The organism is Pseudochrobactrum saccharolyticum, from assembly GCF_008801715.1.
In the GTDB taxonomy this organism is placed as follows: Bacteria; Pseudomonadota; Alphaproteobacteria; order Rhizobiales; family Rhizobiaceae; genus Pseudochrobactrum; species Pseudochrobactrum saccharolyticum.
On sequence record NZ_VZPG01000005.1, the window covers coordinates 41,818 to 61,218 of the forward strand.

Annotated in this window: 12 protein-coding genes and 1 tRNA gene; 8 read left to right on the top strand and 5 right to left on the bottom strand. The window is 51.6% G+C overall.

The annotated features are described in order from the left end of the window. Window positions 1-3: 3 nt before the first annotated feature. Together F7P81_RS14295 and gltB are read right to left on the bottom strand one after the other, a co-directional pair. Window positions 4-1,473: a glutamate synthase subunit beta gene (locus F7P81_RS14295; RefSeq protein WP_151160055.1), complete on the bottom strand. Its 1,470-nt coding sequence runs from the start codon at window positions 1,471-1,473 to the stop codon at window positions 4-6. Between the two features lie 31 nt (window positions 1,474-1,504). Next, complete coding sequence (gene gltB, locus F7P81_RS14300; RefSeq protein ID WP_306402447.1) at window positions 1,505-6,250, bottom strand: glutamate synthase large subunit; 4,746 nt, start codon at window positions 6,248-6,250, stop codon at window positions 1,505-1,507. A 665-nt stretch (window positions 6,251-6,915) separates the two neighbouring features. Here gltB and F7P81_RS14305 point away from each other — a divergent pair. Next, entirely contained in the window at window positions 6,916-7,968 is a 1,053-nt protein-coding gene (locus tag F7P81_RS14305; RefSeq protein WP_151160057.1) for a threonine aldolase family protein, read from the top strand. Window positions 7,969-8,023: 55 nt separating this feature from the next. Here the strand turns inward: F7P81_RS14305 and F7P81_RS14310 are convergent, their stop codons facing one another. Beyond that, on the bottom strand, window positions 8,024-8,515 hold the full coding sequence (locus F7P81_RS14310; protein WP_151160058.1) for an Hsp20 family protein: 492 nt from the start codon (window positions 8,513-8,515) through the stop codon (window positions 8,024-8,026). Between the two features lie 251 nt (window positions 8,516-8,766). Between F7P81_RS14310 and F7P81_RS14315 the strand changes: the two genes are divergently transcribed. After that, window positions 8,767-9,756 carry an alpha/beta fold hydrolase gene (locus F7P81_RS14315; RefSeq protein ID WP_151160059.1) on the top strand — a complete coding sequence of 330 codons (990 nt, stop codon included), beginning with the start codon at window positions 8,767-8,769 and terminating at the stop codon, window positions 9,754-9,756. Between the two features lie 10 nt (window positions 9,757-9,766). On the opposite strand, the gene hisN is transcribed toward F7P81_RS14315, so the two are convergent. Together hisN and F7P81_RS14325 are read right to left on the bottom strand one after the other, a co-directional pair. After that, the gene (hisN, locus tag F7P81_RS14320; RefSeq protein WP_374828104.1) at window positions 9,767-10,558 is read right to left on the bottom strand and encodes a histidinol-phosphatase; all 792 of its coding nucleotides are present in this window, start codon (window positions 10,556-10,558) and stop codon (window positions 9,767-9,769) included. Between the two features lie 306 nt (window positions 10,559-10,864). Continuing rightward, window positions 10,865-11,773: an N-formylglutamate amidohydrolase gene (locus tag F7P81_RS14325; RefSeq protein WP_151160061.1), complete on the bottom strand. Its 909-nt coding sequence runs from the start codon at window positions 11,771-11,773 to the stop codon at window positions 10,865-10,867. Window positions 11,774-12,201: 428 nt separating this feature from the next. Between F7P81_RS14325 and cpdR the strand changes: the two genes are divergently transcribed. The 6 genes from cpdR (at window position 12,202) to nosZ (ending at window position 19,346) form a co-directional block, all read left to right on the top strand. Further along, entirely contained in the window at window positions 12,202-12,564 is a 363-nt protein-coding gene (gene cpdR / locus F7P81_RS14330) for a cell cycle two-component system response regulator CpdR (protein WP_022709690.1), read from the top strand. 118 nt (window positions 12,565-12,682) lie between these two features. Further along, a tRNA-Val gene (locus F7P81_RS14335) sits at window positions 12,683-12,757 on the top strand. A 448-nt stretch (window positions 12,758-13,205) separates the two neighbouring features. After that, window positions 13,206-14,186 carry a glycosyltransferase family 2 protein gene (locus F7P81_RS14340; RefSeq protein WP_281348911.1) on the top strand — a complete coding sequence of 327 codons (981 nt, stop codon included), beginning with the start codon at window positions 13,206-13,208 and terminating at the stop codon, window positions 14,184-14,186. A 36-nt stretch (window positions 14,187-14,222) separates the two neighbouring features. Then, window positions 14,223-14,921 carry a polysaccharide deacetylase family protein gene (locus F7P81_RS14345; protein ID WP_151160063.1) on the top strand — a complete coding sequence of 233 codons (699 nt, stop codon included), beginning with the start codon at window positions 14,223-14,225 and terminating at the stop codon, window positions 14,919-14,921. Between the two features lie 154 nt (window positions 14,922-15,075). Beyond that, window positions 15,076-17,406 carry a 4Fe-4S binding protein gene (locus F7P81_RS14350; protein WP_210307664.1) on the top strand — a complete coding sequence of 777 codons (2,331 nt, stop codon included), beginning with the start codon at window positions 15,076-15,078 and terminating at the stop codon, window positions 17,404-17,406. 23 nt (window positions 17,407-17,429) lie between these two features. Then, window positions 17,430-19,346 carry a TAT-dependent nitrous-oxide reductase gene (nosZ, locus tag F7P81_RS14355; protein ID WP_151160064.1) on the top strand — a complete coding sequence of 639 codons (1,917 nt, stop codon included), beginning with the start codon at window positions 17,430-17,432 and terminating at the stop codon, window positions 19,344-19,346. Window positions 19,347-19,401 lie beyond the last annotated feature (55 nt).

Sequence of the window (19,401 nt, forward strand, 5' to 3'; positions counted from 1 at the left end):
CATTCACGCAGGCAACAGACTTGCGCCCATCAATTGCAGATCAATAGCTCTTGCAGCCTGCCGCCCTTCACGGATTGCCCAGACAACTAATGACTGGCCGCGACGTACATCACCCGCTGCAAAGAGTTTTGGTATAGATGTGTGATAATCCGTCTCATTGGCCATCACGCTCTCACCGCCACGGGCATCTTTTTTCAGCTTCAGCCTGTCACCGAGTTCCGGCAACACGCCCTGCTTGGCAGGGCCGCTGAAACCAAGGGCAATGAATGCAAGATCAGCCTGCAAAATAAACTCCGAACCGGCAATTGGCATGCGCCGTTCATCCACTGCACTGCAAAGCACATGGGTCAGTTGGCCGTCTTCGCCGCCAAAGCCAAGTGTTGCCACCTGAAACTCACGCATAGCGCCTTCCGCCTGACTGGACGAAATACGGATCTTTGTCGCCCAATAAGGCCACACGCCGAGCTTATCTTCCCGTGCCGGTGGTTCAGGACGAATATCCAGCTGCGTGACCTGCACTGCGCCCTGCCGGAACGCCGTGCCCACACAGTCAGAAGCCGTATCGCCACCGCCGACAACCACAACCCGTTTGCCTGCTGCCGAAATACTATCTTCCAATGCCCAAGCACGCGACTGTTCATCTTCCCCTGCAACACGGCGGTTTTGTTGCACCAGATAAGGCATGGCATCATAAACACCATTTAAGTCAGAACCAGGCAAAGCCGGATCGCGTGGTGTTTCCGCCCCGCCGCAATAGAGCACGGCATCATAATCTTTGAGCAATTGCTTGACCGCAATGTCCTTGCCAATTTCCACGCCGCAATGGAACGTCACCCCCTCGCCTTCCATCTGGGTGATACGGCGGTCAATCAACTGCTTTTCCATTTTGAAGTCAGGAATACCATAGCGCAGCAAACCACCCGCACGGCTTTCCCGTTCATAAACATCCACACCGTGACCAGCACGTGCGAGCTGTTGTGCAGCGGCCAGACCTGCAGGACCCGAGCCGATAATCGCGACACGTTTTCCGGTCTTAACAGCCGCGATTTGCGGTTGTATCAGACCCAGTTCGAAAGCCTTGTCAGCCAGTGCCTGCTCAACGGTTTTGATCGCCACCGGCATATCTTCCAGATTAAGCGTGCAGGATTCCTCGCACGGTGCAGGGCAAATCCGCCCTGTAAATTCCGGAAAATTATTGGTGGAATGGAGATTGGCAATCGCCTCTTCCCACTGCCCCGCATAGACCAGATCATTCCAGTCCGGAATCTGGTTATTCACCGGACAACCGCTGTCACCGCTTTTATCGCCATGGCAGAACGGCACACCGCAATCCATGCAGCGTGCTGCCTGTTTCTGCACTTCCGGTTCACTCATCGGCAGAGTGAATTCACGAAAATGCCTGATGCGATCCGATGCCGGCTGATATTGCGCAACCTGCCGGTCGATCTCCAGAAAACCTGTAACTTTACCCATTTTAAAAACCTGTTCTTTTCTGAAGTTCGGATTATTCTGCGGCAACCGGATTGCGCAGAAGTTCCATCTCTTCCAAGGCACGGCGATATTCGACCGGCATGACTTTGACGAATTTCGGACGATACTGTTCCCAGTTATCAAGGATCATCCGTGCCTGCTCAGACCCCGTATAATGATGATGATTGGCCAGCAACTGTGCCAAACGTTCCTCATCGTGACGGGTCATATTGCCGGAAACATCCACGCGGCCTTTATGCATCAGATCACCGCCGTGATGATGCAGCTTTTCGAGAATGTCGTCCTCTTCTGGCACCGGCTCCAGTTCGACCATCGCCATATTGCAACGCTGGGCAAAATCACCGGCTTCATCCAGCACATAGGCCACGCCGCCGGACATACCGGCCGCAAAATTGCGCCCTGTCTCGCCAATCACAACCACCACACCGCCGGTCATATATTCGCAGCCGTGGTCACCCACGCCTTCAACAACCGCAACGGCACCGGAATTACGCACGGCAAAACGCTCGCCCGCCTGTCCGCGAATATAGCACTCACCTTCAATCGCGCCGTAGAGCACAGTATTGCCCGCAATAATCGCCTCATCGGCCTTGAGCCGGCTGTCTTCACTCGGACGGATAATAATCCGCCCGCCGCTTAAGCCCTTGCCGATATAATCATTACCTTCGCCATGCAGTTCGAAACTGATGCCATGTGCCAGAAAGGCTGCGAAAGACTGCCCCGCAGTACCATTGAAACGCACCTGAATCGTATCTTCCGGCAGACCTTTATGGCGGTAACAGCTGACCAGCGCACCGGACAACATCGCCCCTGCCGAGCGATCGGTATTTTTAATGCTGCGGATAAGCGTAACCTTCTCACGATTTTCCAGTGCCGGTGCGGCAGCTGCAATCAGATCACGATCCAGCACATCATCAATCGGATGCTGCTGCAATTGCGTATGGCGCAGCTGTGCCTCATCGCCAGCGATTGCCGCATAAGGGCGATAGAAAATACGGCTGAAATCCAGCCCCTGTGCCTTCCAGTGATTAATCGCTGCTTGCTTTTCCAACAGGTCGGAGCGACCGATAATCTGCTCCAATCTGGTAAAGCCAAGCTCGGCCAGCAGCACGCGCACTTCTTCCGCCAGATAGAAGAAGAAGTTAATCACATGCTCCGGTGTGCCTTTGAAACGCTGACGCAGCACAGGATCTTGGGTCGCCACACCAACCGGACAAGTATTGAGATGGCATTTGCGCATCATGATACAACCGGCAGCAATCAGCGGCGCGGTGGAGAAACCGAATTCATCCGCACCCAGCAAAGCACCGATAATCACATCACGACCGGTACGCAAACCACCATCGACCTGCAATGCAATGCGCGAGCGCAAACCATTGAGAACCAATGTCTGATGCGTTTCCGCCAGTCCTGTTTCCCAAGGGGAACCGGCATGTTTCAGCGAAGTCAGCGGCGATGCACCGGTACCGCCGTCATAACCGGAAACGGTGATATGATCGGCACGTGCCTTGGCAACACCGGCAGCAACCGTACCGACGCCGACTTCCGACACCAGCTTGACCGAAATATCGGCTTGCGGATTGACATTTTTCAGGTCGAAAATCAGCTGTGCCAGATCTTCAATGGAATAGATATCATGATGCGGCGGCGGTGAAATCAAGCCGACACGCGGGGTGGAATGACGTGTCTTGGCAATTGTCGCATCCACTTTATGCCCCGGCAACTGACCGCCTTCACCGGGCTTGGCACCCTGCGCCACCTTGATCTGAATCATGTCGGCATTGACCAGATATTCCGTGGTCACGCCAAAACGTCCTGATGCCACCTGCTTGATCGCCGAGCGTTGCGGATTTGGTGAACCGTCACGCAGCGGGTAGAGACGATCCGGCTCTTCACCACCCTCACCGGTATTGGACTTGGCACCCATCCGGTTCATGGCAACGGCCAGTGTTGTATGTGCTTCACGCGAGATCGAGCCGAAGGACATCGCACCGGTTGAAAAGCGCTTGACGATTTCAGCCGCAGGCTCAACTTCTGCCAGATCAACCGGCCTCTTTCCGCGTTCACCCGCGCGCTTTAAGTGGAACAGGCTGCGGATGGTTTTGGCTGCCGCAGAACGGCTATTGAGCATTTCGGAATATTCCGCAAAGCTCTTCGGATTGTCATTGCGCACAGCATGTTGCAGCTTGGCCACCGCATCCGGCGACCACATATGCGCCTCACCGCGAATACGATACGCATATTCACCGCCCGCAGGCAGCGCACCGGTACCGCCGATTTCTTTCACAAAGGCCGTGTTGTGCCGTAGCACAGTTTCCTGCGCCACTTCAGTTAACCCCACACCTTCAATCATCGAAGCGGTGCCGAAGAAATACCGGTCAACAAAATCCTGTTTTAAGCCGATGGCATCGAAAATCTGCGCACCACAATAGGACTGATAGGTGGAGATGCCCATTTTTGACATCACCTTCAGCATGCCTTTGCCGATCGACTTGATATAACGGCTGACAATCTCACTACTATCCACCTCAGGTGGAAAATCCCCGCGCTGATGCATGTCGGTCAGCGTATCAAAAGCGAGATACGGATTGATCGCCTCGGCACCATAACCGGCAAGGCAGCAGAAATGATGGACTTCGCGCGGTTCACCGCTCTCAACCACCAGCCCCACAGATGTGCGCAGACCCTTACGGATCAGATGATGATGCACGGCAGCCGTTGCCAGCAAAGCCGGAATGGCGATACGGTCAGGCCCGACCTGCCGGTCAGACAGGATGATAATATTATAGCCGCCATGCACCGCCGCTTCCGCACGGTCGCACAGACGTGCCAATGTGCCATCCATACCCGCCGCGCCTTCATTCACCGGATAGGTAATATCCAGTGTTTTGGTATCAAAACGGTCTTCCGAATGGCCAATGGAGCGGATTTTTTCCAGATCAGCATTGGTCAGGATCGGTTGGCGCACTTCCATACGCTTGCGCCGTGAGGTGCCGACCAGATCAAACAGGTTCGGTCGCGGCCCGATGAAAGATACGAGGCTCATCACCAGTTCTTCACGGATCGGATCAATCGGCGGATTGGTCACCTGCGCAAAATTCTGCTTGAAATAGGTATAAAGCAGCTTGGCCTTGTCCGAGAGCGCGGAAATCGGCGTATCCGTACCCATCGATCCAACCGCTTCCTGCCCCGTTGTCGCCATCGGTGCCATCAGCAGTTTGGTGTCTTCCTGTGTGTAACCAAAGCTGCGCTGACGCTCGATCAGACTGACATCACGGCGCAGAGCGCGTGGCTCCACCGGTGCCAGATCTTCCAGCACCAGCTGCGTGTTTTTCAGCCATTGGCGATATGGATGCGCACTGGCGATCTGGGATTTCAGCTCGTCATCACTGACAATGCGCCCCTCTTCCAGATCAATCAGCAGCATACGCCCCGGTTGCAATCGCCATTTTTTGACAATCCGACTTTCATCCACCGGCAGCACACCCGCTTCCGATGCCAGAATGATCCGGTCATCATCCGTCACGAGATAACGCGCAGGGCGCAGACCGTTACGATCCAGCGTCGCGCCAATTTGGCGACCGTCGGTGAAAGCAACGGCGGCAGGGCCATCCCAAGGTTCCATCAAGGCGGCATGATATTCGTAAAATGCCTTACGCTCATCCGCCATCAGCTTGTTATTGCCCCAGGCTTCAGGGATCAGCATCATCATCGCATGGCTCAGGCGATAACCGCCCTGCACCAGAAATTCGAGCGCATTATCAAAACAGGCTGTGTCCGACTGCCCTTCATAGGAGATCGGCCAGAGCTTGGAAATATCATTGCCGAACAGCTCGCTATCCACCGAAGCCTGACGCGCAGCCATCCAGTTTACATTACCGCGCAGCGTGTTGATTTCACCATTATGGGCAACCATACGATACGGATGCGCCAGCTTCCATGACGGGAAAGTATTGGTTGAAAAGCGCTGATGCACCAGTGCAATGGCGCTCTCAAAACGCGGATCTGCCAAATCCTTGTAATAGGCACCGACCTGATAGGCCAGAAACATGCCTTTATAAACAACGGTGCGGGCAGACATGGAGACAATATAGAAACCGTTATCACGGCCTTCGGTTTCCTGAAAAATCCGGTTGGAAATCACCTTACGCAGCACGAACAAACGGCGCTCGAAATCATCATCGCTGGCAATATTCGGATTGCGGCCGATAAAGACCTGACGATGCACCGGCTCGGTTGCGGCAATATCTGCGGCTTTGGACAGTGAACTATTATCCACCGGCACGGTGCGGAAACCGAGCAATGTCTGGCCTTCTGCGGCGATCACTTCCGTAATCACCCGCTCCAGATGCGCACGCAGCTTCACATCCTGCGGCATGAAAATCTGGCCGACAGCATAATGTCCGGCATCCGGCAGATGAATACCGGCTTTTGCCATTTCTTGTGCAAAAAACTGGTGCGGAATCTGCACCAGAATACCGGCACCATCGCCCATCAGCGGGTCGGCACCCACGGCACCGCGATGCGTGAGATTTTCAAGCATCTGCAAGCCGTCCAGCACAATCTGGTGCGACGGCACATTTTTCATCTGCGCAATAAAGCCGACACCACAGGCATCATGCTCATGTCGCGGATCATAGAGCCCTTGTTTCTTGGGCATAGTTCGGGATGTTTTGGCGGTTTTAGTCGATGTTGTGGTTTTGCCGCCTTTTTCTGTATGCGTATGAGCCTGAAATGCCCCAACAGAATGCGACTTGATCAACATCGAAACCTCCTTAGACCCGGTACAGGGCCATGTGCCGGCTCAGGCGTGCGGCACCAACCCGTCCTCCGGACGGGATAAAGACCGCAGCTGAAACAGCAGAATTGTTAAATGAGCTTGTGAAAATGCCTGTCCGTGCAGCGCACCAAAGGAAGCAGACAGCATAATACATCAGATTAATCATTGACCGGCCTCCCTTGTTGCTAAGCACGCTATGGCGTGCGCATGAACGGAATGCTCTCACCGGTTATCGCAACGGCTGTTTTGATTGCCATTGCGGAAAACAGGTAAAATCATAGCATGAATTGCAGCAAAATTCGCCGGATTTTCCTTAGACCGAACCCTGCTCAATAGGTCAGCATTGCTGCCCTATCATTTTATTGCAGAATATTTTCTGCTCTACAAGCACGAAATATTCAATTTTAAATCGATTTTTTGTAATTTTATTGCGCAATCAATTTCATCATATGAAAAAACAAGGATTTAGCTGGCAGCACCAGACGCAAATCAGAAAAACTGCGTCAATGTGACCACACCGAAACTTGATATCAGGTTTCATTCGTGTGTCAGAAAAAACCAGCTATAAACACGCATCACATTAAACTGCACCCTCTAAACGATTTGCAGTTTAGTTCTTAGTCCTGATGCATACGGAGCTCTTGATGTTCTTCGCTTCCGATAACTGGGCCGGTGCCCATCCTGATATCAATGCCAATATTACTGCTCATGCTGGTGGCTTTGCTGCTTCCTATGGTGCCAGCGAAATCGACAAAAAGGTCGAGCAGCGCTTCAATGAATTATTCGAGCGTGAAGTTGCGGTTTATTTTGTCGGCACAGGTACCGCCGCCAATTCTCTGGCGCTGGCCAGCGTTAACCGTCCGGGCGGTGTATCGCTTTGCCATCGTGAAGCCCATGTGATCGAAGATGAATGCGGCGCACCGGAATATTTCACCGGCGGCGCCCGTCTGCATCCGGTAGACGGCGCTCTGGGCAAAATGGATCCGGCAAATCTGCGCAAGGAGCTGAAACGCTTCAACCCTGCCTTCATCCATGCCGGTCAGCCAATGGCTGTGACCATTACGCAGGCTACCGAAATCGGCACACTATATTCGCTTGATGAAATCGCAACGATTTCAGCGATCTGCCGTGAACATGATCTGCCGCTGCATCTTGATGGCGCACGCTTTGCCAATGCTCTGGTGACGCTGGGTGTTACACCGGCAGAAATGACATGGAAACAGGGCGTTGATATCGTCTCTTTCGGCGGCACCAAAAACGGTTGCTGGTGTGCGGAAGCTCTGGTTTTCATGAACCCGCAACAGGCGAAAGACCTGCCGTTCATCCGCAAACGTGCGGCGCAGTTATTCTCCAAAACCCGTTTCATTGCCGCGCAGTTTGATGCTTACTTACAAGATGATCTGTGGCTCAATCTTGCCCGTCATTCCAATGCCATGACCACCAGAATGGCAGATGCCATCAAAACTTCCGGCAAAGTGAAGCTGGCATGGCAGCCGCAGGCCAATGAGATTTTCGCCATTTTGAAAAAGTCAGACAGTGAAAAACTACTGGCACAGGGCGCAGTATTCCATGACTGGAACCCGCCACATAGCGCTGATCCTATTGCTGAGGACGAAACTTTCATTCGTCTTGTTACCAGCTTCGCCACAACGCAAGACGAGACAGATAAATTCGTCAGCCTGATCAAAGCTCTTTAAACAAAAAAGGGCAGGAAATTTCCTGCCCTTTTTCATGATTCACAATATGTGCAGATCAGTTTTTACTGATTGCTTTTGCATCAACGGTTTTGGCATCGATGCTTTGCGAAGTATCGCCCGAAACACTCGTCACATTAATCTTGCGTGGCTTCAGTTCTTCAGGAATCTCACGCTTTAGATCAATATGCAGCAAGCCGTTTTTCAGGCTCGCACCGGCGACCTCAACATGGTCGGCCAGATGGAAGCGGCGTTCAAATGCACGCGATGCAATCCCGCGATAGAGAAATTCTTTTTCACTGTCCGCTTCATCGGCAATCTTGGTGCCTTTGATGGTCAGCTGATTGCGGTGCGCTTCAATTTCAATCTCATTCTGATCGAAACCGGCCACAGCCATGGTAATACGGTAGGAGCTTTCACCGGTGCGCTCGATATTATAAGGCGGATAAGCCTGCGCACTTTCCGGCTGGCCGAGACTGTCCAGCATCGTGAACAAACGGTCGAAACCAACGGTTGAACGGTAAAGCGGAGAAAAATCAAAATGACGCATAAAATGCCCTCCTTCAGAGCGACGTTGCGTTAAAAGACTGTCTGAAAAACTCCCGTTATCGGCGAGCCTTTCTCGTTTGCGCAGCCCCTTATCAGGCGGCTACACCAATGATCTGGTATTACAGAAAACATATTTCAAGGGGGTAATTCCGGCATTTACAATTTGTCTTCCGCCCGCCATGATCCCGCTATATGCAGACCATATAAGAAGCACTGAAGCTTCACCGGCACGCAATGACAAGAGTAGCAGTAATGACAAATCCGTTTTTTGAGACAGAAAATAACAAGGTACCCGCAGGATTGCAGGCAGGCTATTTTCAGTCTGCCGACGGGTTTGAGCTGCGCTATGCTTTTTGCCCCTATGCGGAAGATACACCGCGTAACGGCACTGTCATTTTGCTCCACGGGCGCAATGAAGCCTTTGAAAAATATTATGAAACGATCAGTGATCTGAACCGGCGCGGTTTTTGTGTTGCGACAATGGACTGGCGTGGTCAGGGCGGATCGTTCCGCATTCTCAAAGATGCCGCGCGTGGCTATGTCCGAAAATTTTCCGATTACCGCAGTGATTTCGAGATTTTTCTCAAAACCATCATCATGCCGGACTGCCCGCCGCCCTATTATATTCTGGCACATTCAACCGGCGCATTAATCGCCTTGCAATCGCATGAAATGCTGCAATCGCGTATCCGCCGCATGGTGCTGGTTTCCCCTTTTCTCGGGCTGGCGCGCAGCATCTTTTCAGACCGTCAGCTTAGGCCGCTTGCCACATTGCTGGCATCATCCGGTTTTGGCAGCCGCTATGCTGGTAAAGTCCCTTTGCAACTGCCGCCGGAGAGTTTTGACGGCAACCCGCTTACGCACGATCAGACCCGTTATCTGCGCAATGCCGCAATCACACGCGAGCACCCGCAACTGGGTATCGCAGGGCCGACAATCCGCTGGCTGGCGCAAACACTCAATGCCATTCACAGTATCAACAATCAGCAATTTTACGAGAATTTTGCGATCCCAACGCTGTTTATCGTTCCCGGTGCCGACCGTGTTGTCGATGGTAAAGCAGCAATGCGTCTTGCTGAAAAACTACGCAGCGCCTCTCTGATTACCATTGACGGCGCACGACACGAATTATTGCAGGAAAGCGATTTTTATCGGGAGCAGGTCTGGGCAGCGTTTGATGCATTTATACCAGGATCAAACGCGCCGGAACAAAATACTGAACCGGCGCTGATTGAAGCATAGGTCGCTATAGTCAGGCGTTCAGTAGTTTCAGAGCCTGTTCATGCAGAGCTGCTGAAGAAGCAGCAACAATATAGCCCCCCTTCTCCGCAGGTCCGCCGTCGGCCTGCGTAATAACACCGCCTGCCTGTTCAATCACCGGAATTAAGCCCATAACATCATAAGGCTGCAAACCACTTTCAATCACCAGATCGGCAAAACCGGAAGCCAGCATTGCATAGGCATAGCAATCCACACCATAACGGGACAAACGCACCTGTGCTTCCAGACGATCAAACGCCTCGCGCTGCTTGTCTTTGAACAAAGCCGGTGACGTTGTGAAAACCGTTGCTTCCGACAAATCTGTGGTCTGGCGGGTTTTCAGCTGCACATGCCCGCCATTGCCTGCATATTCCGGCCCGCTCCAGAAAGCACCGTCACCCAGCGCATAAAACATCTCATTGGTGAAAGGCTGGGACATCATACCAATACGGGCATCGCCATCAACCATCAGGCCGACCAACGTACCCCAAACCGGCAGTCCGGAAATAAAAGCACGGGTGCCGTCAATCGGATCAATTACCCAGATATGGCTGCTGTCGAGATTTTCGCCGCCAAACTCTTCGCCCAGAATTCCGTGATCGGGAAAATGCTGATTGATCACTTTGCGAATGGCTTTTTCAGCTTCGCGATCCGCTTCGGTTACCGGATCAAAACCGACAGTATATTTATTATCGATTGCGATTTTTTGCCGGAATCGCGGCAGGGTTTGTTCGGACGCTGCCTGTGCAACCTCTTTTAAAAACGACGAATTCACCACGAAAATTCACTCCATTTCACAGCAGGATTTTAGCATTTCGACGAAATTTCGGCGATATCTCTCATCAAAATGCTTGAGCTATAGCTTTTAGCCAAAACATTTTGATGAAATATATCAATAAGTTAATTTGATTGTAACTTCAGAAAATTCAGAATTTTCATAAAAATGTCTGATTTTTCCGAATTCCGAATTGACCGTAACTCACCGGCAAAATAAAATAGTTAATGGACAATATGTCTGTTTTCGCCCGCAAGGGCGTTTCCTCCCTAGATTTTGGACCGCACTTTTGTGCGGTCTTTTTTTATGCGCGTTTCATTCTGCGGCCTGCGGTTTCTGTAAAAATACATAATCCGGCAAGGCCGTCAGATCTGCCATAAATTGCGTCAGATCACGGCAAAGCCCCGCAAATGACGGCAGGCACTCAAGGCTGTTTTCGTCGACATAGAGTGCGCGGTTCACTTCAATTTGCAAAGCATGGAAATCACGATGCGGGCGTCCGTAATGTTCGGTAATATAACCGCCGGCATAAGGCTTATTATGCGCAACATTATAGCCCATATTTTGCAACAGCTCGATTGCCGCCCATGACAAGGCATCAGAACAGGACCTTCCGAAACGGTCACCGATAATGAAATCCGGCCGCCCTGTAATCCCGTTCTGACCCGCATTATCAGCCATATCCATTCCGCTCGGCATCGAGTGGCAATCCACCAGAACAGCATAGCCAAATTGTGCCCGCGTATCGCTCAGCAACTGTCCGAGCACATGATGATATGGCTTATAGATGGTTTCGATCCGGTCGAGCGCCTCACATAATGGCAGTCTGGATTTATAAATATCCTGACCTTCGCCAACGATTTTAGCGATTGTGCCTAAACCGCCTGCAACCCGTGTTGACCTGATATTCGCATGAGACGGCACAGGCTCGTTAAACATTTTCGGGTCGAGCTCAAAGGGCTCACGATTCACATCCAGATAGGCACGCGGGAAATGCGCACGCAGCAAAGGCGCGCCCAGCGGCACGGCCATGGCGAATAATTCATCCACATAGCAGTCTTCCGACTGACGGATATCATGGGGGCTGAGACGGGATTGCTGCAGAAATGCCCGCGGATAATAATTGCCGCTATGCGGCGAATTAAAAACGAACGGGATGCGCTGTTGCGCCGGAGCACAGACTTCAAAAGGAGTGATTGTCTGAAAATCCCGTTGCAGGCTCATTCTTCACTTTCATATACTGCAAGGGCATATGCCCAGATTATTTGGCCGGATAGCCGGTTCATTTCTCAAGCCTAACTGATAATCCGGAAAAGCAAAGCCGGAATTGTCATGTTTTGCCAGAAAATACCGGCAGCAGGCATTCAGTTTATTATTTAAGAACAATTTCATACCATGACACATGACATTTTCTTGAACTGCCCTATATGGTGTTTTTAACGTCGTTCTTGCCTGCCAAAATGCATAGGCAATAAAACACTTTTGCCCTGCCGGTCGCAGAGACGGGGCAGATTAATGGGAATGATTCATCCGATATTTACCAAAGCAGCGTCTTATAGGATCAGATTGAATCGCTTTTCTTGCCATTTTGTCACCGCAATATCATGCTGGGGACACGCAGATAAAAAGCGTACAGACATTCGGACGGACCAATGAAAAGAATTCTGCTTGCTGAAGATGATAATGATATGCGCCGTTTTCTGGTGAAAGCACTGGAAAAAGCCGGTTATCATGTCACCCATTTCGACAATGGAGCCAGCGCCTATGAGCGTCTACGCGAAGAGCCTTTCTCTTTGCTGCTGACGGATATTGTTATGCCTGAAATGGACGGAATTGAACTTGCACGCCGTGCAACCGAAATTGATCCTGACCTCAAAGTCATGTTCATCACCGGTTTTGCTGCTGTTGCCCTCAATCCTGATTCAAACGCACCGCGTGAAGCCAAGGTATTGTCCAAGCCGTTTCACCTGCGTGATCTCGTGAATGAGATCGAGAAAATGTTGCTGGCAGCCTGATTTCAGGTATCGGGATAAGCCTGTTGAAAAACAACAGGTAAAACAAAGTTTTTTCTCTTTATTCTTCAAAAGGGCATTGACGCGCGCGAGCCAATATGGTGTATGCGCGTCATCGGATGGGCGTATAGCTCAGCGGGAGAGCACTACATTGACATTGTAGGGGTCACAGGTTCAATCCCTGTTACGCCCACCATCCAAATCCCATAAAATAGTATATTACAATCAGCACAGACGGCATCATGCCGTTACCGGCGCTGCACATCTCGCGACCTCTCAAAAGCTTTAACGAGGTCTCTCAATCGGGCACAGCTATACTCCGCGCCCTCTCCCCAAATCACCTATAAATACAGCACCATATCGGCGCCAGTATATTATGTAGTATCTAATAAAAATTTGTCTTTATCTTCAAATTGACCAGACAGAGCCAGAATAGATCATATTTTTTCAATAAATTTCAAAATAATACGCATTTTTATGAGTGAAACCGGCTTTTTTACACAACATTAAATTGTTATCTTATGATATTATAAGCATTCTCATTGCGACTATCTGCACGGGAGATTGTGGGGAAATTATCTCACGTTCAGATAGATGGGGCAAATGGATGGGAATCAAAGTAGGGGTCACAGGGGGAATTGTTTTTGGTTTCAAAAACGCACCGGAAAATTTGCATCGGCACGATCACAAAAGATCGCCCCGTTATGCTGCAGAAATTGCTGATGTCTTATGCCCGGCTGATTATTCCTGAGGGGACACAGGTCTGTTTTTTAATTGTAGAAAACAATCACGAGAAAACAGTCTGCTCGATTATCAATGACTTTAAGGCAAGAGTTTCGCCTGCTGAAGTCGTCTATACAGTTGAGCCGGTTTTAGGCATCGCATCGGCCAGAAATCATGTGCTCAATTATGCGGTTGATCATGGTTATGATCTGCTGACCTTTGCTGACGATGACGAGCAGGTAGAACCGCAGTGGCTCATGGAATTGCTGAAAGAACGCGATCACCTCGATCTTGATATTGTCGGCGCACCGGTACGTTTTGCACCACCGGAAGGCAAATTGTCATTCTGGCAAAGAATTGTCTGGCAGGGTGTCGATAAAGTGAACCGCAATGCTGAAAACCGCTCCATCAAAAAGCGCGATGAAGGCAAAGCCGGACAACTGAAACTTGCTACCGGCAGCTGGATGGGCAATCTCGACTTTTTCCGCTCGACAGGATTGCGCTTTGACGCAGCTTTGGGTCAGGCCGGCGGCGAAGACTGGCAGCTATGGGCCGAGGCGAAAGCTCTTGGCGCAAAAACAGGCTGGACACCGCACGCCATTGCCTATGAAACCGTTCCCGCTTCACGCCTGAAACTGAGCTATTATTATCGCCGTAACCGCGATCATGCCAGAACTGTACATCTGGAACGCATGAAAAACCAGAAGAGCGGCAGCTTATGGCGCACCTTCAAATCCGTTCTTTCGCGTGTTTATAAAGTGCTTGTCGGCAGCTTACTACTGCCCATCTATCGTGAAAGAGGCTTGCTAACGATTGCTGCGAATTTAGGCAGTCTGGTCGGCTTTATCGATGGAGCCCGTGGCAAAAAATCCATGCATTATGTTGATATTGACGGCTACTGATAGCTCCCCCTGCCCGAAGAGTAAAAGCATCTGCCTATGACAGTTCCGATCCTTGTCTATCATCATATTGCAGCTGTCGGCAGCAGTGTCCCTTTTCGCAGCCTTTTTGTGCATCCGAAACGCTTTGCAAGCCAGATGCGCTGGCTGAAAAAACTCGGCTATCAAGGGCTCTCCGTGCGGGATGCCATACCTTATATTAAGGGAGAAAAAACCGGAAAGGTTGCTGTCCTGACTTTTGATGACGGCTTCCTGAATGTGCTGGAAAATGCCGCACCGGTTCTGGCAGAATGCGGCTTCACCGCCACAAATTATTTTGTGGCCAACCAGATTGGTGGCAGCAATATTTGGGACAAGGCAATCGGCATTCCGGAAATGGCATGTATGTCCGTCACGCAAATGCGTGAATGGGCAGCATTGGGACATGAAGTCGGCGCCCATACGCTTGATCATGTCAATCTGAATGACACACCGGATGAAGAAGCCCGCCGCCAGATCAGTGAATCAAAATCACGTCTGGAGGACATGCTGGGCGCAGAGGTTCCTCATTTTTGCTATCCCTACGGTGCCAATAATCAGACACACCGCTTAATGGCACGTGAGGCAGGTTTTCAAACTGCGGTCACGACAATTGCCGCACGCGCAAAACCAAATGATGACCCGTTTGGCATTCCGAGAATATATATCCGCCGCAATCATACATTGCCGGAATTTTTATATCGTGTGTATTTCCGCTAAGGGCAGCAAACTGCACATATTCAGATAATTAACACCTGCAATTATCGTCAGTTTGTTCTGACGCAAAGACGCATTCCGCCACTTCATTAAAGTCCACTGCATAACCGCTGAGCAGCCTGCTGCTGCAGCACCTGACTTGCAGTGAGCACCTTATATGAACCGCTTTCATGATCGTCCGGCATTTTTCATCAGAAAACTGATCCTGCTGTTCTGTCTTCTGTTAAGCGGCTTCATCAGCCTGCAATCGACAGCCTTTGCCGCTCAGCTGGATAAGTATCTGCCTGTGCTAAAAGTGCAGGAACTATTTCAGGATGCGGATCGTATCGGCACACCGCAAGGTGAACCGCCGATTGCGCCGGTCTATAAAAATCAGGATCTGCTCGGCTATATTTATCTGAATTCAGACTTTACCAGTTCTGTCGGCTATTCCGGCAAACCGATCCATATTCTCGTCGGCATTGATACCAAAGGTATCATTCGCGGCATCAAACTTGCCGACCACAAAGAACCGATTGTGCTGATCGGTATTCCCGAAGCCAAAGTGGTTGCGGCGCTCAACTCCCTCATCAACAGCGATTTCAATGCCGTTGCTTCAGGCACTGCCAAACCGCCTCAGGTCGAGATTGTCAGCGGTGCCACGGTCACTGTTCTGGTCATGGGCGACAGTGTGGTGCGCTCGGCTGTCGGGCTGATCCGTAGCGGCCGTCTGGGCAATCAGCTTGCTGCCGGACAAGTCGCGGCACCGCAGGAAACCCGCACTGTTGATCTGTCGAAACAGGATATCCGTGACTGGCAGGAACTGACCGGTGACGGTTCTGTTCGCAGCCTGAAGCTCAGTGTCGGCGAAGTAACGCAAGCCTTCCTTGATGCCAAGCAACCGCGTGCGGCAGAAAACCCTGAAACATCCGCTCCAGAAGACCAGTTTATCGAGCTCTATGTCGCGCCGGTATCAGTGCCGTCCATCGGTCTCAGCCTGCTGGGTCAGGCCGGATATGACCAGATGCAGAAACGGCTTAAACCCGGCCAGCAGGCCGTACTGGTTGCCGGTGATGGTGCCTATTCCTTCAAGGGATCGGGCTATGTACGCGGCGGTATTTTCGACCGTATCGAACTGTTGCAGGACGGTCAGGGCATCCGTTTTCGGGATAAAAACCATACGCGCATCGGCAATATTGCTGCTGAAGGCGCACCGGATTTGCGTGAAATCGCGTTGTTCACGGTGCCGGAAGGTTTCGCCTTCGACGTAACAAAACCATGGGAACTGCAATTACTGGTACAGCGTGGCTTTGGTGCCCGTGACAAAGCCAGCATCTTCTATGACCTCGGTTATACACTTCCCGACCAATATGTGACCATCACCGCACCTGCCAAACCTGTCCCGGCTCCCGTGCAGCCTGCACAAGATGCTGCCACTGCGAATAATCCACATGTCAGCGCACCGGTCGGTGAAGCATCCATGCCTGATTTCTTCGGAGAAGATAATCCGCTGTGGATCCAGATGTGGCAGATGAACAAAATCAATATTGTGATTACTGCCTTCGCCATTCTGGTGCTGGTCGCAATCTTCTTCTTCCAGAACCATCTGGTCAGACGTCCGCGCTTCTTCGCATGGGTCAGACGCGGCTATCTTCTGTTCATCCTTGTCTGGCTTGGCTTCTACACCAACACCCAATTGTCGGTCGTCAATGTCCTGACTTTCACCAATTCGCTTATCACCGGCTTCAACTGGGAATTCTTCCTGACCTCCCCGCTGACTTTCCTGTTATGGGGTTCGGTTGCTGCCGGTCTGCTGTTCTGGGGACGCGGTCCGTTCTGCGGCTGGCTCTGCCCTTTCGGTGCGCTGCAGGAATTGAGTAACAATCTGGCACAATGGCTGAAAGTACCGCAGGTCAAACTGCCATGGGGCCTGCATGAACGTCTGTGGCCGATCAAATATATTATCTTCCTCGGCCTGTTTGGTCTGTCCCTCTATTCCGTGGCTCTGGCCGAGGTTTTCGCCGAAGTCGAACCGTTCAAAACCGCGATCATCCTGAAATTCGCCCGCGAATGGCCGTTCGTCATCTATGCCCTGACCTTGCTGACTGCCGGTCTGTTCATCGAGCGCTTCTTCTGCCGCTATCTGTGCCCGCTCGGCGCGGCACTCGCCATACCCGGCCGTATCCGCATGTTTGAATGGCTGAAACGCTGGCCGGAATGCGGCTCGCCATGTCAGCGCTGCGCTGTCGAATGTCCGGTACAGTCCATCCATCCGGAAGGCCAGATCAATGTCAATGAATGTATCTACTGTATGCATTGTCAGGAGCTTTACCACGATGACCAGCGCTGCCCGCATATGATTCAGGTGCGCGTCAAACGTGAGAAATTCGCTGCCCGCAACGCGCCTTATACGCCACCGGCAGAACGTACCGGCAGCCAGTCAAAAACCATCATCACCCATAACGGACAACCTGTTACCGGCGCATCCGCACCGGACGCAGCATCCTGAAATTTTCAACTGGAGACAAAGCAATGTCTGAGCAAGAAAATAAAACCCGCATGAACAGACGGCAATTACTCGGCACCTCGGCTTTTGTGGCCGCTGCCGGTGCCAGCGGCATGGGCGGTGCGCTAGTCATGGCCGGCGCACCGAAGCAGGCCATGGCGGCATCCGCATCCGGTTCAAGTGCAGAAGTCAAACCGGGCGAACTGGATGAATATTACACATTCTTTTCCAGCGGCCAGAGCGGTGAAGTCCGTATTGTCGGCCTGCCATCCATGCGCGAGCTGATGCGTATTCCGGTTTTCAACCGTGACAGTGCCACCGGCTGGGGACAGACCAATGAAAGCCTGAAAGTTCTCCGTGACGGCATGTTGCCTGAAGACCGTGAGTTTATGAAAGACCGCGGCGGCGTTTTCGACAATGGCGATCTGCACCATCCGCATCTTTCCTTTACCGACGGCACCTATGACGGCCGTTATCTCTATGCCAATGACAAGGCCAATACCCGCGTCTGCCGTATCCGCCTTGATGTCATGAAATGCGACAAGATCATTCAGCTGCCGAACCAGCACACGGTTCATGGCCTGCGCGTGCAGAAATATCCGAAAACCGGCTATGTCTTCTGTAATGGTGAAGACCGCGTGCCGATCCCGAATGACGGTAAAAATCTGACAGATACCAAAAACTATCATGCGATTTTCACCGCAGTAGACGGCGAAAGCATGAAGGTAGCATGGCAGGTCATGGTCAGCGGCAATCTCGATAATGTGGACTGTGACTATCAGGGCAAATATGCTTTTGCCACTTGCTACAATTCCGAAGAGGGCGTGACACTGGCCGAAATGATGGGCAGTGAGCAGGACTGGATTGTTATCTTCAACCTGAAACGCATTGAAGAAGCGGTTGCCAAAGGCGAGTTCAAGGAAATCAACGGCGTGCCGGTGATTGACGGACGCAAAGGCTCCAAATTCACCCGCTATATTCCGGTACCGAACAGCCCGCATGGTATGAATACCGCACCGGACGGCATCCATATTGTGGCCAATGGTAAATTGTCGCCGACCGTCACCGTTTTCGATGTGCGCAAATTTGACGACCTGTTTGATGACAAAATCAATCCGCGTGATGCCGTTGTGGCGGAGCCGGAACTCGGTCTCGGGCCTTTGCACACCGCCTATGACGGCAAAGGCAATGCCTATACGACACTGTTTATCGACAGTCAGGTCTGCAAGTGGAACATTGAGGATGCCAAACGTGCTTTCAAGGGCGAAAAGGTCGATCCGATCCGCCAGAAACTCGATGTGCATTATCAGCCGGGACATAACCACACTTCGATGGGACAGACCAAAGAGGCTGACGGTAAATGGCTGATCTCCCTCAATAAATTCTCCAAAGACCGCTATCTCAATGTAGGACCTCTCAAACCGGAAAATGACCAGCTCATTGATATTTCCGGAGATAAAATGGTGATTGTCCATGACGGACCAAGCTTTGCCGAACCGCATGACGCAACAATCGTACATCGCTCCAAGATCAATCCGGTCAATGCCTGGAATCGTGAAGATCCGTTCTTTGCCGATGCTGTTGCACAGGCAAAGGCCGATGGCGTCGATCTGATGGAAGCTGCGGAAGTCATCCGCGACGGTAATAAAGTCCGTGTTTATATGACCTCTGCCGCACCGGCCTTCAGCCTTGAGGAATTCACCGTCAAACAGGGCGATGAAGTCACTGTCTATGTAACCAATATTGATGAAATCGAAGACCTGACCCATGGTTTCTCGATCATCAATTACGGGATCAATATGGAAGTGGCACCGCAGGCTACAGCCTCGGTCACCTTCATCGCCAATAAGCCGGGCGTGTGGTGGTATTACTGCTCGTGGTTCTGCCATGCCATGCATATGGAAATGAAAGGCCGTATGCTTGTTGAGCCGAAAGGCGCTTAAACATCATGCAGCATCAGCGCCATAAGGAAAAACGCAACTCCGCAGCTTTACCGGA